This is a genomic window from Vibrio sp. J383, assembly GCF_023503985.1.
In the GTDB taxonomy this organism is placed as follows: Bacteria; Pseudomonadota; Gammaproteobacteria; order Enterobacterales; family Vibrionaceae; genus Vibrio; species Vibrio splendidus.
The window spans coordinates 1444702-1459909 of sequence record NZ_CP097294.1 but is presented as its reverse complement, the minus strand read 5'-3'; the positions used below and the strand labels follow the sequence as shown (position 1 = coordinate 1459909).

Here is a 15208-nt window from a genome sequence, read left to right as displayed (position 1 = left end):
GGCGACATTACGATACAAATTGAAAAAGGGTGTCATTTGAACGATCAAATGACACCCTTTTGCTTTTCTTGTTTCTAATGTGCTGTTTCTTGTCTTCTGTTTGCTATGAGCGGTTAGACGTTTCCGTTATCACTTACCGTTCTAAGCTGAGTCAGGTATTTGATCCAACCTTTCGCCTCAGAAGATGGCTCAATGTTATTCGCACGCTTGGCTTGAGCAAGGGCGTTATCTAAGTTCTTAAGCTTGTACCATGAACGCACTTTCGCTAAAGCAACGTCGGCTTGTTTGTTTTTGTCTTTCACTTTGTCTAAAACAACCAACGCTCGGTCGTAGTAACCTTGCTGAACCAATAGCTGTGCCACATTCCAGTGGTATTGAGTATCCTTTTTAGACGCTAACGTCCACACTTCAATGGCATTGTCCCACTCTTTCGCTAGCTGCCAGTAGGTTGCTTGCTCAGCCAGAAGTTGAACATCGCTGTTCGCGTCATCTAACTTACTTATTTCTTCAGCAGCTCGTTCTGGAATGCCGCGTTTCGCGTAAAGCTGTGCTAATAAACGGCGATCCGAATTTTTAAGCTCAACGCCTTGTAAATCAGCCAGTGCTAACGTGTTCAATGCATCACGATTACGTTCCAATCTTAGCTGAATACCGACAAGTTGACGCCACCAGTTATCTTTCTCTGGTTGAAGTTCAATGAGACTTTCCAGTGTCGGAATAGACTGCTTCCACTGTTTTAACTGAAGCTGTGCGCCCAATTTTAGCGATAGAGGCGACAACTCTGCTTTTGAATTGAATTTGTCTCGATTACCGATGGCCACTAGGACTTTCGACCAGTTTTCAATTTGGTATTCAGCTTGTGCAATTCGCATCCAAAGCGTGTCTTTCTTTTCTTTTTCTGGCGCTGTTTTCACTAACTCGTAATAGTGCGGAAGCGCGTTTTTAAACTGCTGATCGTTCAACAACAAATCAGCCAGCATGCGCTTCGTTATCCAAGCTTGCTCATCAACCAGCAAATTGCTGTCGACCGCATAAGTAAGCTGCTTGATTGCCGTGTCGGTTTTGCCATCTTGCCAGTAAAACACACCCAGCATACGAGCTACGTACGCTTTGTCGTAGCCTTTCGAAAGCTCCAAGCCTGCAAGTACGTCAATCGCCTGTTTAACCTGTTCATCTTGAGCAAGCTTATGCGCCTTTTGAACACGAATAGCAGTATATTGAGTCAGCTCTTTTGCTTGTGTTGTAAGGGGCATTAACAACAAGCCCACTAATATCCATATCTGTTTCATCATTTTGCCAACTTAAACTCTAGTTTCACGGTTTGACCAACCTGAGCTATCGCTTTTCCATCGACGACTTTCGGTTGATATTTCCATTTTTTAAGTGCTCTCATCGCTTCACGTTCAAACATACGACGTGGGTTTGCGTCAGTGACTTGAATGTCAATTGGGCGTCCCGTTTCATCGATGGTAAAAGACATAATGACATGGCCTTCAGCGCCGCGCTTCAGCGCTTTTGCTGGGTAACGAGGTTCTACTCGATACAGAGGCAATGCCTGTTGGTTCGAACCAAAATCAGAAAATGTCGGCGCGTTAATCGCTAAGCCATCAACCGATGTATTCAAATCCAATGACGGCAGTGAAGACATCGAATTCAGAGGCGTCACTTCAGCTTGTGACTGAGACGTTTTCGCTTCCGGTGGTGGCTCTGGCATTTCTGGTTTTTCAGGGACTGCACGCTGTCTTCTTTGGACTTCTTGTTCTTGTTCCACCATCACCATATTGAAACTTAACGTCTCACTATTATCTGGTGAACGTTGGTGGCCATTATCGACCATCCAAGCCATAAAAGAAAACAGAGCTAAGCCCAATGCGCCCGCTAGCGGTAAAGCAAGAAATAGGCGAATCATTTATGAAGATCCTCCAAGATCATCGCTTTTCAGCAGCAAGCGCAATGTTTTTAACACCCGCACCTTTAGCAGCGTCCATCACTTTAACAACCGTACCGTTGTAAGCGTGTTCATCCGCTTGAATAACCAAAGAAGCATCAGGTTGTTCTAGCAACAAGTGTTCTAACGTTGCTTGGACACGCTCAACATCAACAACACGTTTATCGATGAAGATGTCATTCGCAGAAGTAATCGCTACAAAGATGCCCGCATCCTTTTGGCTTACTACGTTAGACGCTTGTGGTCGATTGACTTCAACCCCTGACTCACGAACAAATGAACTGGTCACAATAAAGAAAATAAGCATGATAAATACAATATCAAGCATCGAAGTAAGGTCTATTTGAGCCTCTTCGTTTTTAGAATGACGTCGACCGAGTCTCATCGTTGACTCCTTAAAGATTTTTCTAATTTCAATTCTAAGCGGTTACACACTTTCGCTAAACGAGCGTGAACAAACATGCCCGCTAATGCAGCAACCATACCCGCCATGGTTGGCAGTGTTGCCAACGAGATACCTGAAGCCATCAATTTAGGGTCACTGCTTCCTTGAGTCGCCATGACATCAAAAACAGAGATCATACCGGTTACGGTACCTAACAAGCCCAACATAGGACAAATAGCGACTAACAGCTTAATAAAATTCAAGTTTTGGTTAAGCAAGATACTCGCTTGCCCTAACCAACCTTCACGTATGGCTTTAGCATGCCAAGAAGAGTGATCTTCTCTTTCATGCCACTTTGTAATCCAAACTTGGCGTTGCTTTGGAAAGTAGAACGCTAGATAAAGCACGCGTTCTACCACAAGCACCCAATACACAAGGACAACAGCGGCTAGCCACCACAGGACGAAACCGCCCTGCTCCATAAAGCTTGATAAAGACAGCAGCCAGTCACTCGTTAACCAACTTGCTGGTAATAGAGAACCCGACAAAATATCCATTACGCAGCAGTCCCAACTGGTGAAACAACAGGTTTTGATTCAACCGTCTTTTCTGCCTGTTCAGCAACAAGGCCAATCCCTTGTTTCTCAAGAATATTGCGAATGTTCTCTGATTGAGTGCTAAGAATGTTGTGTGCAAGTAGTAGTGGCATTGCAGCAACAAGACCAAGTACGGTTGTTACAAGCGCCATCGAAATACCACCCGCCATCACTTTAGGGTCGCCATTGCCAAACTGTGTAATCACTTGGAATGTTTCGATCATGCCGGTTACGGTACCCAACAAGCCAAGCATAGGTGCGAGCGCTGCTAGAAGTTTCAGCATCGACAAACCTTTCTCTAGGTGAGTCTGTTCATCAACGACCGCTTCTAAAAGACGCAGCTCTAATGCTTCAACCGTTTGGTTTTGTTCTTTGTTGTACACCGCAAGAACACGGCCTAGTGGGTTATCACCCGCTTGCTCTGGGTTCTTAAGTTGTGCGCGAATCTTCTGACGAGCGATAGCCAAAGAAATACCACGAACCAATGCGATGATTAAACCAATTGCCAACAAGCCAAGAATCACTTTACCAACAACACCACCCGCTTGAAGGCGGTCAATTAGGCTTGGTTCCAAAGCTAATTGATCTAGCATGAATCCACGGGAAGGATCGACTACCACGTTAGACACTTCGCCATTAGCTAATGTCGAAAGCGACGCCAGTGTTGGACCATTTGATGGCTGCTTTAAGTAAACAATCGCATCTTGGTGCTTAGAGTCCCACCATACGTAACCTGGTTCTGCAACCAAACCAATAGAACCTAGGCGATAAACTTCTGCACTTTCAGTTACTCCCTCATCATTAACAAGAGCAACAGTCGATTTGCTTATCTCCGAGCTCGCTTTGATTTGCTCCATCATGCTTAACCAAAGGCCTGTTAATTGAGACATCGAAGGCAATGATTTAGCGTCCACGATGTCATAAACAGTTTCTGTGTAAACAGCTCGATCGACATTAGTAACGGTGTCAGATAGTTCATGATCGAGATCTTTCGCGTTTTGTCTTACAACTCCAAACAACTCACCTAAGCTACCAGTCTCTAAACGCAGTTTCTCTTCTAAACGAGCCAGTTTGTTTTCGTTATCACTGAATGTACTCGTTAGAACGTCTGTCGCGTTTTGAACCGATGTACGTTTCGCATCAAGCTGTGCTTTGATAGCTTTGAGTTCTTGTTCTGTCTTTTTGAAGTCAGCCTCACGCACCACGTTGTGAGAAGCTTGAGTGCGGCTTTCTGATTTTGCTTTATTAACTAGCTGAGCAGTCGTGTCTGATGCAGAGAAAGCAGAAAATGAAATGGACGTAATGCAAAGCAATGCTGCTAATGGCTTAAAGTTCATTACTTAACCTCCGCAACAGTTAAAGAAACAGGTAAAGTGATTAAGCTTGGAGATGCTTGCTTGTTAGCAATATCGTACGCTTTGTCCAACTCAGATTTCATCGAAGAATCAAGCTCTTGCCATTGGGCGCTATTTTGATCCCAAGACCAATATTGAGTACCATTCAAGTTACGAGCGACTAGTGAAATACGTCCAAGATGCAAAACGTCAACTTCAAGTACTTTATCTTTACTTAATTCGACACGGCTTGAATAAGAACTGAGCTTAATACCGTAATCCACTTCAATTTGATACGCCTCTAAGATACGGCGATATTTTTCAGCGTCGCTGACATCAGCACGAGTTATCATCGCTTTCAGCTTTTCAACGCGACGCAGACGGCTCTTTTTCTTGAAAGGAAGATCACTTTCAATAACTTCTTGGAGGCCATCGATCATCTTGTACATTAAAGGCACAACACCTTGACGTGTTAGCTTAATTTCATCGATCTGCCCTTCAATGCTCTGAGCTTCTTGATTCTGGCTTTCAACCAGTGCGGCAAGGTGATCGTGGTAGATTTCTAAGTTTTTAACTTCTTCTTGCAGTCGCTCAATCTCAGCTTGCAGCATTAGAGTCGCTTGTGAGCTTTTATCAATAACCTTTTGGCTCGAAGCCGACGCGTTATTGGTCTTGTTTTGAATTGATTGAGCTTGATCCAAGCTGTTTGCCATAGAAGACGTTGCAAACAAACTGATGGCAAGCGCTAGGCTAGTTTTTAAAAGATTCATAATTGTAGTCATTTACTATAAGAAGAAGGTCAAATGAGTTTTATTGATAAGCAGTCTCATTATCATTAAAAGTCACTCGCATTACTAGGGATATTTTTACTAAATAGCAGAATCACGAAAGGGGAAAGTCGAAACCTTCCCCTTAGTATTTAAGCTATCAATGAAACCCTACAGACAAATTAGTATTTAACCTGCAGTGTTGCCATGTAGTTGCGGCCTTCGCCGATTACTACGTCTTCTGCAAATTGGTGTTTTGAAGAAGTTGAACCACCACCCGCTAGGTATTCTTTATCAAATACGTTCTCTACTGTTAGGCGAGCTACGAAATCTAGAGAGTCGTCGTACTTAAGTGTGTATGCTGCACCCATATCGACACGAGCATAGCCATCTTTCTTGAACGTGTTCGCACTATCACCGTAGCGAGAACCTTCGTAGATAAGACCAAGGTTTACATCAACCTCATTGGTTGCTGCGTAAGTAGACCAAACGCTTGCTGCAAACTCAGGTACGTCAACTGGACGGTTACCTTCATACGTTTCATGGTTCGTGATTTCAGCATCTAAGTACATTGCAGAACCAGACATAGAGAATTTTTCTGAGATAAAGCCTTGCGCGGCTAACTCAGCACCACGGTGAACTTGTTCGCCACCTTGTGTTTTCGTCCAATCACCAGACGAAGTGTCTTCTACATCCATCGAGATGTTTTCTTGGGTAATATCAAATACCGCACCTGAAACGAATAGACGCTCGTCCATCAGTTCCCACTTAGTACCGACTTCGTAAGATACACCTGTCGCAGCATCAAGAAGTTCGCCATCGTTGGTGTAATTACGGCTACCGCTAGAAACAACACCTTGTGGTTCAAAGCTTTCAGAGTAAGAAACGTAAATGCTACCGTTTGATGCTGGGTGGTAAATCACACCAAGCTTAGGTGCTACGTTTTCTTCTGCAACGCCTTCACTTACTTTACGGTCGAAACGAGCGCCCGCAAGAACTTGCCATTCGTCATTGATAGTAATCAGATCTTGAATGTAGAAACCCCAAGTATCGTAAGTACTCATCTTACCTAACGATGTTGGACCCACTGACGGTGCTGGTACCGTTGCATCTGGTGCGTATTCGCCGCTGCTGAAACGATCCATACCACGGTAATAGCTGTAACCTAACCAGTTAGCGCCGAATAATAGTTGGTGCTCTGTGCCAGCAAGATCAGCGGTTGTCGTTAGATCGACGTAAGCCGTTCTGAAACGCCATTTATCGTGACGGTAGTTACCACCTTGAGTTACCGTACCGGTACCATCAGGGTTCATATTTTTAAAGCTTGGGTAGCTTTCCATATCGATACGTTCAAAATCTTGGTAGTTGAAACCTGTTTTTAAAGACCATGTGTCAGTCAGGTTAGCAGCAATATCAAAACCTACGTTCTCAACATCGTTTTCAATCTGTGACCACTGCGCATCCCAGATGTGCTTGTCGCTACCAACTCGGTTGCCGTCTAGTGTGTATAGTGCACCAGAATCTACGCTACCTTCGTCGTTAGTCTTGTCGTAATGAACAGAAACCGTTACGTCTTCAGTTACATCATAATCAACGAATACACCGCCCACAAAACGTTCTGTTTGTGGTTCAGTACCGTCACCGTATGTTCTCCAAGAACCGTAACTTTCTTTAGATAGAATTGCGCGGCCGCGTAAAGTTTCAGCATCGTTTAATGCGCCGCTTACATCTAGAGTAGTACGAGTGTGATCATTAGAACCGATGTCTTGGCTAAGGCTTACTTGTGTAGCGTAAGTTGGCTTCTTGCTTACCATGTTGATCAAACCACCTGGCGCAGAAATACCGTAAAGTAGACCTGATGGCCCTTTAAGTACTTCAACACGCTCTAGAAGTTCGATTGGTTGGCGGTAGTGAGACCAATGTTGCTGGCCATTTTTAAGGAAACCCGAAGAGCTCTGTACAGAAAAACCACGTAGAGAAAAACGCTCACGGTTACGGCTTGTACCACCAGCACTTACACTCGCGTCGTTTTTAAGAACGTCACCTAGCGTTGTTGCACGCTGTTCATCGATGATTTGTTCATCGATTACTGAAACTTGTCCCGGAGTCTCTAATTGAGTCGCCTCCATGCGCATTGCTGTTGTGTTTGTGTCGGCCTTGTAACCGTAGTCACGACCTTCAACAACCATGTGCTCGTCTGTTTTTACTGTTTCTGCCAATACTGTTGGTGAAGCTAATACTGCGCCGATCACTAAGGCCAATGGGCTCTTTGAAAACATGTCCTTTACTCCGATTTTATTCTTTTGTACGAGCACTTTGTTATTTATTCGATGTGCTCGGTTGAACCGTTTCCGGTACCACTGAATCATTTCGGGAGTGAATATAAGTGATAACTATTACCATTTGCATTAAATTTACATTCTTTGCATTCGTAAAGATTTGTAAAGCCCACTGAAAGCACACTTTCTTTAGCTCAACAAAATCAATTCAATACGTTAATTGAGCGTGCAGATCTGTAAACATGAATTCAACATTTCACTATAAGGTCATTGGCCTGGTCAATCTAAGCAGCCAAGATCAATACAAATATTGTCTTGTCTTATTTACTACCTTTGAAACGACTGATTGATGTATAAAATCCTCGATAAATGTAAATAAATGGTGAATTATTTTGTTTTTATTTGTTTAATTTACACAATTATCAGTGATTCTGATCACATCTATAATTTCAAACTCATTTTTTGTTTTTCGATTTGATCAACCGACTGCTAATCTCCCGCTCACTTTGAAAAGGTATCAAAGTTATAAATAATAAGGAGTGTTCTAAATGAATACCAAGAAACCTATGTCTTTAACTGGTCGAGTTATCCTCGGTATGGTCGTGGGCATATTAACGGGATTTGCCATTCAATCCCTTTTTGCAGACAGCGGATTTGTTAACAACTACATCGTTAACGGACTCTTTGAAGTAGGCGGACAGATTTTTGTCGCCAGTTTAAAAATGCTTGTTGTGCCACTAGTCTTCGTTTCACTAGTGTGCGGTACAAGCTCTCTTAAAGACTTATCAACTCTTGGCCGTATGGGTGGCAAAACGCTTGCACTTTATATCGGTACTACAGCCGTTGCTATCACTCTAGCACTCACTATCGGTAACCTGTTCCAACCTGGAGCTGGTGCGGATCTTACTGCTGCGAGCTCTTTCAAATCAGCGGACGCCCCTTCTTTGGGCCAAGTAATCATCGACATGTTCCCAACCAACCCTATTCAGGCGATGGCTGAGGGCAAAACGCTGCAAGTTATCGTATTTGCTGTGTTGTTTGGTATTGCAATCAGTGCAGCGGGTAAACCTGGCGAGCGTATCGCAGCGGTTTTCTCTGACTTGAACGAAGTGATCATGAAGCTTGTTGCTCTTCTGATGAACCTTGCACCTTACGGTGTGTTCTTCTTGATGGCGAAGCTGTTCTCTGGTCTTGGTTTAGGCGCAATTTGGAACCTAGCTGAATACTTCTTAGTGCTTGCTGGTACCCTACTTCTACACGGTTTGGTTACCTACAGCGCAATGCTTAAAGGATTCACAGGCCTAAGCCCGATTACGTTCTTACGTAAGATGGAAGATGCCATCATGTTTGCATTCTCAACGGCATCTTCAAACGCAACGATTCCAGTAACGATGGAAACGGCTAAAAACCGCATGGGCGTAGACAACAAAGTCGCTTCTTTCACTGTACCACTAGGTGCAACAGTGAACATGGACGGCACTGCTATCATGCAGGGTGTTGCAACGGCATTTATCGCACAGGCATACAACATCGACCTAACCATGGGTGATTACCTTATGGTTATCCTAACAGCGACATTGGCGTCTGTTGGTACTGCAGGTGTTCCAGGTGTAGGTCTTGTTATGCTAGCGATGGTATTGAACCAAGTTGGTCTACCGCTTGAAGGTATCGCGCTTATCATGGGTGTTGACCGTCTTCTTGATATGATTCGTACCGCAGTAAACATCACAGGTGATAGTGCCGTAACTATCATTGTGGCTAAGTCTGAAGGTTCTTTTGACGAAGCTCGCTTCAATGACCCTGCTGCTGGTGAGAAAGAAGAAGAAGTTAAGCTAACACGCCAACAGGCATAATCTAGCTTTTCTGTCGCTCTTACCTTCAAGCTAAGGCGTAATTAATGGCTATGCCTAGCTGATAATCAAAAGCGTATAAACAAAAACGCCACTGCTAATGCAGTGGCGTTTTTTATTGGGCTATGTTTCTAAGTTATATTTCTAAGCTATATTTCTGAGCAATATTTCTAAGCTATGTTTCTTAGCACGCTTTCAGTCATAGTTATCTATGGAGCAAGACAGGTAACAGCAGGAAGCTAATCAGCGATTGGGAACATTAGATTTACTCTCAATCCCCCACCTTCTCTATTCTCAGCAGTAACATGCCCATTCATCACTCCCATGGCTTCCTTCACGATCGCTAGCCCAAGACCGTAACCACCAGACTGTTTATCACGGGCTGACTCTATGCGAGTAAACGGGTCGAATATACCCGCAATCTTGTTATCAGGAATGCCATCACCGTCATCTTCTACAGATATGACACTGTAACGTTTATCGGTTAACAGTTCATAGGTAGTCACGACAACATGAGCATTCTCACCCGCATATTTGATCGCGTTACTGACCAAATTACCGATAACTCGCAGGAGCAACCTCTCATCAATATTAACCATTGATGTCGGCGTCTCTAAATCACCAATCAAGGTTTGATTCGGTTTTAAATCATTTTGCATCTGCGCGATTAGCATCGAACAATAATGCTCAAGGTGCATCAAGCTTGACTTGGAGTCATAGCGAGAGGTTTCTAAGCGGCTAAATTCAAGTATCTCACCCACCAGCTTGTTCATCTCTTCCGTTTCACTTTCCATTCGCTCAAGCAAGCCTATGCTCTTATCATCTACCTTACTGCGCAACAGGTGCAATGCGAGGTTTTGCCTTGCCAATGGTGTTCTAAGTTCATGAGACACATCACGAATCAAACGGCGTTGCTTTTCAGCCAAAGACTTAATCTCAACCGTCATATGATCAAAATCATGAGCAAGTTCGTTGAACTCCCGCGTCGTAGAATTTAACTCAGAAACAACACTGACAGTGAAGTCGCCTTGCGCTAATCTTCGGCTCGCTTCTCTTAATCTATCCAGCGGCTGCTGCAGGCTTTTCGCCATGATAATTGAGAACAGAGACAACACGATCAAAGCTATTACCGCTTTCAACATGTAAGAATATGGCGCAAAGGATTTAGCCGGGTGAAACTGGTGTGGGAGTTGGATAACCAGTGTTTTACCGTTATTGAGTGGCAGGCCGAATATCGGCTTACTCACACGATCACTAAGTTGGTGATCTAACGTTCTTAAGTATTTGAGCTTAAATTCAAAATGCGGGTGCATGTGACGATGTGTAACTGGTCGATTGTCTTTATCGATGACAAACAGATAATACTGCTGAGCATTGCCCCAATCCGCGAGTTCATCCATATCCCCTTCTTCAATCAACACATTCGCTTGATAGGCAAGGTCGAGCATTTCCGCTTTAACCGATTCTGGCACTTTAAGCAGCGCTTTCATCAAGGCTCTTTCAGCGACACCTTGCAGGATCAAAATGCTAACTAAAATGACGGTCAGGTAACTGAATAATTGGAAAGTGAGTCCGTCTTTGCGCTTGGCAATAAAATCAGGGTAACGCAGCAGTTTTTGGCTCATACCCCTACCGACTCTAGGTAGCTATAACCTTTACCACGAACGGTTTTGATGTGTTGTTTAGACAAGCCAGCCTGAACAAGCTTTCGTCGTATATTACTGATGTGCATATCTAAATTACGATCGAAAGGACAAAGCTCTTTCTTTAGAACATGGATTTGAAGGTCAGATTTAGATACGACAATCCCGTCATTTTTGACAAGATAATCCAACAGGTCTTTTTCAGTGCCCGTGAGAGGTAAACGAGAAAGTTGTTCACACAAGCCCTGATTAGATGAAGCCAAAGATTGCCTTTGACGTTCAAAACCAACGCGGCGCAAGATCACCTTGATGCGAGTCAGTAGTTCAGGAACATTGAAAGGTTTGGCGATGTACTGGTCGGCTCCAGCTTGGTAGCCATCCAGCATAGAGGCATCGTCGTTTAGTGCAGTCAGCATAAGAATGGGAGTAGCAAAACGCTGACAAATACGCCTTGCCACTTGAATTCCGCTCAAGTTTGGAAGCATTACGTCTAGTAGAACCAAATCGACAGGGTTCGATTGAATAAACTCTAGCGCAGATTCACCACAATGAACGGTATCAACGTGATACCCCTCATTTTCCAATACTTCACCCAGTAACTCACACAACTGGATATCATCATCAACAACTAAAACGCGAGACATTGCACACACCGATAAATAAGAACAGTTTGCATTCTAATTATCGTTATTATTGATTTCAATTATAAAGTGCGGGATTTCCTCTATAGAAGAAAATCTTTTTCAATCGGTACAAATTTTGAGGCAGAATCGATAAGATTTTGAGCAGTTAACCCCGGAACACCATACACTTCAACAGGTTTGCCAAAACGCTCTTTGATTCGCTCTACAAGGATTTCGAAATCACCATCTCCTGATACCAAAACAATCGTATCAACCGTCTCTGCAAGTTCTATCGCGTCTAACGCAATACCTACATCCCAGTCGCCTTTTGCACTGCCATCTCGGCGCTGAATAAAGGGCTTTAACTTCACATTAAAACCCACACCACGAAGGATATGGTGAAATTGACGCTGCTTTGGATCTTGGCTTGAGATTGCGTAAGCATTAGCTGCCACAACGTTACGCCCTTCCGTGGCAACATACCAAAACTGGTTATAGTCGAAGTTAGAACGGTATTTGTCGCGCGTTGTGTAGTAAACGTTCTGAACGTCGACCAAAATTGCTATGTTTTCCATAATTTCATACCTTTAGATTTTCCGTATACCCTATTCTATTCAACTCTAAAATGCGAGCCGCTTTCTTTAATAAAAATGAACTCATTAGCTATGCTTAACGTAGTTGTTATTGGCTTAACGTCGCTACTATTAGCTTAACTTAGCTGTTATTGGCTTAACATCACTACTATTAGCTTAACGCAGCTGTTATTGGCTTAACGCAGTTTTTATTCGCTTAACTCAGAGCTTGTTTGAGTTTATCAAGGAAGGTGGAACATGCAGTACCGACAAATAATCAGAACATACCTTGGCAGCAACACCAATCGCTCAGTATTGGCCTTTTTCTGTTCAGGGATAACCAAAGCAATATCCAAACCATTGAAAACTCTATTAACAAGCGCGGTTATGTTTATGATTCTGTCAGTCAACTCGTTACACGCTTACCCAGCCTACTCTCACTCCAAGGCCTTACCGCACCGCAGTGTGATCTATTTTGCACCGAAGGAAGATTCTGCCGTCAAAGAGTTTCTCAATGAAGTGTTGATCAATAACTGTCAATTGGATGAACGAGACGTGGTTATCATAGTCATCGCGGAAAGCGGCTACACAGTTCCTACTTGGCTTGAAGAAGAATTTAACTTAGAGGCGGTAACCGACAGCTATGGAATACCGAAAGGCTCACATACTGCTGTTTTGATAGGTAAAGACGGAAAAGAAAAGCACCGATGGAATGGGAAGACGGATTGGAACCTTATCACCGACATTATTGATGAGATGCCTATGCGCCAAAAAGAAATGCAGCGACAAAGTAGCCGCTGCAGTATTTGATTCTTAGTCAGCTAAGCGGTCGCTTAACATACTAACTTGTAAATTAATCAATTAAGCTTGCTTGTTAAACCAAGCCAGTTTTTCATGAAGCTGGGCAACGCTACCTACCACAATCAATGCTGGGCTCTTTGCGACACTCGCAAGATTAGCTAAGTCACTCAAACCACCACGGAAGACTTTCTGTTCTTGGCGTGTACCATTTTCAATAATCGCAACCGGCATGTCTGATCGCATACCGTTATCCAGTAAGTTTTTCTGAATGTTCGGGCTCTCTTTCAGACCCATGTAAAACACGATCGTGTGATTGTGTTGAGCAAGCGAACGCCAATCAATATCTTCACCGTCTTTCTTTAGGTGACCAGTAATGAATTGAACGCTTTGTGCGTGATCTCGATGTGTTAGCGGAATGCCTGCGTAAGCCGTCGCGCCCGCCGCTGCCGTGATTCCGGGTACCACTTCAAACTTCACACCATTTTCAGCGAGAGTTTCACACTCTTCGCCACCACGACCAAAGATAAACGAGTCACCGCCTTTAAGGCGAACAACATGCTTATTTTCTTGCGCTTTAGTCACGAGCAGTTGGTTGATCTGATCTTGTGGTACACAGTGATGGTCGAGTTTTTTCCCCACATACAGCATTTCTGCATCGGCGTTAGCCATTGCCAAAATATCTTTAGATACCAAGCGGTCATAAACGACCACATCAGCCTGTTGAATAACGCGTGCCGCTTTTAGGGTAAGTAAGTCTGGGTCACCAGGGCCCGCGCCTACTAATGAAACCAATCCTTTGGTTACTTCTTTAACATTCGATGACGATACTTCTGACATGCTGTGCTCCGAAGGTTTGCTTGTTTTATCTCAAGCTTCAATCTATGTGATAAGTCACTGTATTCATGATGACTTATCCAAATCCTTAACCCTTAGACTATCAGGTGTTGAGCTAAATATTCAGTCTAAATACTAACGAAGATAGAAGTAATTATAACAAAACAGTCTATTGCGAGTATTTTACTCAATAAAAATCAACGCATTGATGATGTTTAAGGCGTTCGAACTAAAAAAGCCCCAAACATGATGTTGGGGCTCTAAATCTCATACTAAATTACGTTTCGCCGTATTCAGAATTACTTAGCACCTAGAGAAGGAGCTGTTCTAGCGTGTGTTAGGAACAAAGGTACACATGTTAAGAACAAACCACCTACGATGTTACCTAGGATTGTTGGGATAAGGTTGAAGTTCAACCATGTCGCGATACCGAAATCAGCGCCTAGAATCATACCCAGTGGGAATAGGAACATGTTTACTACTGTATGCTCGAATACTAGTGCGAAGAAGATGAAGATTGGGAACCACATCATTGCGACACGACCAGACACAGTGCGTGCTGTCATGTTACCAATCACGCCTAGACATACCATTAGGTTACAGAAGATACCGCGTACGAAACACGTGATCCATCCGTCCATACCCATGTTTTCAAAACCTAGGCTACGACCAGTAGAAACAGCGATGAATTTCTGCGCTACTGCATTTGGTTCTAGAGAGAAATTACCCGTTAATGAGATAGCAACCAGTACCGCAACGATTAGAGAACCGATAAGGTTACCAAGGCCAACAATACCCCAACAACGTAGAACACGACCCCAAGTCACACCTGGGCGGTTATCGAATTTCGCTAAAGGAGCAAGGCCGAATACACCTGTTACTAGGTCATAGCCCATTACGCTTAAAATGACAAAACCCACAGGGAACACAAGTGCGCCAACGATGCCGATACCTGTTTGCACGATAGCCGTGATTGCTACAACAACGGCAAGAGAAAGAATGATGCCTGCCATTGTGCTTCGAATCAGAAGATCACGAGTACTCGTTTTCGTTTTCGCTTCACCCACATCGATCATCGTTTGAACGAATTCAGCTGGTTTAAAATCAGGAGACATAAGGTTGTCCTTAAAAAGTTAAAATTAAAAGTTAAAATCGGATAGGAAAAGGTTCTAGTTGCCGAACTAAGGTAATGTCGATAACTAGAACCCTTGATCTATCAAATCTTGTTACGTATTCGATTATGCTGAGATTTCAACAGCACCTTTGGTAATACGAGCTTTATACGCTTTCACGCTGAAGTTCTCGTCTTCCATGCACACACCTGTTGCTAGGTTAAAGCGTTGCTTCTTAAGTGGGCTCGCCACCCAAAGCTCACCTTTGTGCTCAACCGTTAAACCGCGAGATAAAACGTTTGATTGGAAAAACGGGTCAGTATTACTAATAGCGAACACTTCTTCGGCTTTAGTTGGGCGGAAAATAGCAACTTGCTCACCACCAACCAATGCACAAACACCGGTACCTGGAATAATATCTTCGATCTTACAAACTTTGGTAAATGCCATGATGTCGTCTCCCA

General features: G+C 43.5%; 15 protein-coding genes. 2 read left to right on the top strand and 13 right to left on the bottom strand.

Annotation, left to right across the window (positions count from 1 at the left end; all coding sequences use genetic code 11):
- Nucleotides 1-113: 113 nt before the first annotated feature.
- The 7 genes from M4S28_RS22900 to M4S28_RS22870 form a co-directional block, all read right to left on the bottom strand.
- On the bottom strand, nt 114-1292 hold the full coding sequence (locus M4S28_RS22900) for a tetratricopeptide repeat protein (protein WP_065607091.1): 1179 nt from the start codon (nt 1290-1292) through the stop codon (nt 114-116).
- On the bottom strand, nt 1289-1909 hold the full coding sequence (locus M4S28_RS22895) for an energy transducer TonB (protein ID WP_102534095.1): 621 nt from the start codon (nt 1907-1909) through the stop codon (nt 1289-1291). The genes M4S28_RS22900 and M4S28_RS22895 overlap by 4 nt, the downstream gene beginning before the upstream one ends.
- A 19-nt stretch (nt 1910-1928) precedes the next feature.
- Entirely contained in the window at nt 1929-2333 is a 405-nt protein-coding gene (locus tag M4S28_RS22890) for an ExbD/TolR family protein (protein WP_004731145.1), read from the bottom strand.
- Nucleotides 2330-2890: a MotA/TolQ/ExbB proton channel family protein gene (locus M4S28_RS22885; RefSeq protein ID WP_017081048.1), complete on the bottom strand. Its 561-nt coding sequence runs from the start codon at nt 2888-2890 to the stop codon at nt 2330-2332. The genes M4S28_RS22890 and M4S28_RS22885 overlap by 4 nt, the downstream gene beginning before the upstream one ends.
- Nucleotides 2890-4266 (bottom strand): MotA/TolQ/ExbB proton channel family protein, encoded by a 1377-nt coding sequence (locus tag M4S28_RS22880; protein WP_249632953.1) that lies wholly within the window; start codon nt 4264-4266, stop codon nt 2890-2892. Before M4S28_RS22880 ends, M4S28_RS22885 begins: the two co-directional genes overlap by 1 nt.
- On the bottom strand, nt 4266-5033 hold the full coding sequence (locus tag M4S28_RS22875; protein WP_108156515.1) for a DUF3450 domain-containing protein: 768 nt from the start codon (nt 5031-5033) through the stop codon (nt 4266-4268). The genes M4S28_RS22880 and M4S28_RS22875 overlap by 1 nt, the downstream gene beginning before the upstream one ends.
- A 179-nt stretch (nt 5034-5212) precedes the next feature.
- Entirely contained in the window at nt 5213-7309 is a 2097-nt protein-coding gene (locus M4S28_RS22870) for a TonB-dependent siderophore receptor (protein ID WP_249632952.1), read from the bottom strand.
- A 548-nt stretch (nt 7310-7857) separates the two neighbouring features.
- On the opposite strand from M4S28_RS22870, the gene M4S28_RS22865 reads away from it, so the two are divergent.
- The gene (locus M4S28_RS22865) at nt 7858-9162 is read left to right on the top strand and encodes a dicarboxylate/amino acid:cation symporter (RefSeq protein WP_004731136.1); all 1305 of its coding nucleotides are present in this window, start codon (nt 7858-7860) and stop codon (nt 9160-9162) included.
- Nucleotides 9163-9398: 236 nt separating this feature from the next.
- On the opposite strand, the gene M4S28_RS22860 is transcribed toward M4S28_RS22865, so the two are convergent.
- The 3 genes from M4S28_RS22860 to M4S28_RS22850 all read right to left on the bottom strand — a co-directional run bounded on the left by M4S28_RS22860 (nt 9399) and on the right by M4S28_RS22850 (nt 12000).
- Nucleotides 9399-10784: a sensor histidine kinase gene (locus tag M4S28_RS22860; protein WP_249632951.1), complete on the bottom strand. Its 1386-nt coding sequence runs from the start codon at nt 10782-10784 to the stop codon at nt 9399-9401.
- On the bottom strand, nt 10781-11446 hold the full coding sequence (locus M4S28_RS22855; protein WP_017082140.1) for a response regulator transcription factor: 666 nt from the start codon (nt 11444-11446) through the stop codon (nt 10781-10783). Before M4S28_RS22855 ends, M4S28_RS22860 begins: the two co-directional genes overlap by 4 nt.
- An 80-nt stretch (nt 11447-11526) precedes the next feature.
- Nucleotides 11527-12000: a LabA-like NYN domain-containing protein gene (locus M4S28_RS22850; protein WP_004731130.1), complete on the bottom strand. Its 474-nt coding sequence runs from the start codon at nt 11998-12000 to the stop codon at nt 11527-11529.
- Between the two features lie 255 nt (nt 12001-12255).
- Here M4S28_RS22850 and M4S28_RS22845 point away from each other — a divergent pair, with 255 nt between their 5' ends.
- On the top strand, nt 12256-12807 hold the full coding sequence (locus tag M4S28_RS22845) for a DUF4174 domain-containing protein (RefSeq protein WP_249632950.1): 552 nt from the start codon (nt 12256-12258) through the stop codon (nt 12805-12807).
- Nucleotides 12808-12858: 51 nt separating this feature from the next.
- On the opposite strand, the gene cobA is transcribed toward M4S28_RS22845, so the two are convergent.
- The 3 genes from cobA to nirD form a co-directional block, all read right to left on the bottom strand.
- Entirely contained in the window at nt 12859-13635 is a 777-nt protein-coding gene (gene cobA, locus M4S28_RS22840) for a uroporphyrinogen-III C-methyltransferase (protein ID WP_249632949.1), read from the bottom strand.
- Between the two features lie 296 nt (nt 13636-13931).
- Entirely contained in the window at nt 13932-14747 is an 816-nt protein-coding gene (locus tag M4S28_RS22835; protein ID WP_017079293.1) for a formate/nitrite transporter family protein, read from the bottom strand.
- 123 nt (nt 14748-14870) lie between these two features.
- On the bottom strand, nt 14871-15194 hold the full coding sequence (gene nirD, locus M4S28_RS22830) for a nitrite reductase small subunit NirD (protein ID WP_004731122.1): 324 nt from the start codon (nt 15192-15194) through the stop codon (nt 14871-14873).
- Nucleotides 15195-15208 lie beyond the last annotated feature (14 nt).

What these genes read in the sequence shown, in the direction of transcription:
- nirD (WP_004731122.1), bottom strand. Translation starts at nt 15,194, where the DNA reads ATGGCATTTACCAAAGTTTGTAAGATCGAAGATATTATTCCAGGTACC.
- M4S28_RS22900 (WP_065607091.1), bottom strand. Translation starts at nt 1,292, where the DNA reads ATGATGAAACAGATATGGATATTAGTGGGCTTGTTGTTAATGCCCCTT.
- M4S28_RS22890 (WP_004731145.1), bottom strand. Translation starts at nt 2,333, where the DNA reads ATGAGACTCGGTCGACGTCATTCTAAAAACGAAGAGGCTCAAATAGAC.
- cobA (WP_249632949.1), bottom strand. Translation starts at nt 13,635, where the DNA reads ATGTCAGAAGTATCGTCATCGAATGTTAAAGAAGTAACCAAAGGATTG.
- M4S28_RS22885 (WP_017081048.1), bottom strand. Translation starts at nt 2,890, where the DNA reads ATGGATATTTTGTCGGGTTCTCTATTACCAGCAAGTTGGTTAACGAGT.
- M4S28_RS22860 (WP_249632951.1), bottom strand. Translation starts at nt 10,784, where the DNA reads ATGAGCCAAAAACTGCTGCGTTACCCTGATTTTATTGCCAAGCGCAAA.
- M4S28_RS22865 (WP_004731136.1), top strand. Translation starts at nt 7,858, where the DNA reads ATGAATACCAAGAAACCTATGTCTTTAACTGGTCGAGTTATCCTCGGT.
- M4S28_RS22895 (WP_102534095.1), bottom strand. Translation starts at nt 1,909, where the DNA reads ATGATTCGCCTATTTCTTGCTTTACCGCTAGCGGGCGCATTGGGCTTA.
- M4S28_RS22845 (WP_249632950.1), top strand. Translation starts at nt 12,256, where the DNA reads ATGCAGTACCGACAAATAATCAGAACATACCTTGGCAGCAACACCAAT.
- M4S28_RS22850 (WP_004731130.1), bottom strand. Translation starts at nt 12,000, where the DNA reads ATGGAAAACATAGCAATTTTGGTCGACGTTCAGAACGTTTACTACACA.
- M4S28_RS22870 (WP_249632952.1), bottom strand. Translation starts at nt 7,309, where the DNA reads ATGTTTTCAAAGAGCCCATTGGCCTTAGTGATCGGCGCAGTATTAGCT.
- M4S28_RS22855 (WP_017082140.1), bottom strand. Translation starts at nt 11,446, where the DNA reads ATGTCTCGCGTTTTAGTTGTTGATGATGATATCCAGTTGTGTGAGTTA.
- M4S28_RS22880 (WP_249632953.1), bottom strand. Translation starts at nt 4,266, where the DNA reads ATGAACTTTAAGCCATTAGCAGCATTGCTTTGCATTACGTCCATTTCA.
- M4S28_RS22875 (WP_108156515.1), bottom strand. Translation starts at nt 5,033, where the DNA reads ATGAATCTTTTAAAAACTAGCCTAGCGCTTGCCATCAGTTTGTTTGCA.
- M4S28_RS22835 (WP_017079293.1), bottom strand. Translation starts at nt 14,747, where the DNA reads ATGTCTCCTGATTTTAAACCAGCTGAATTCGTTCAAACGATGATCGAT.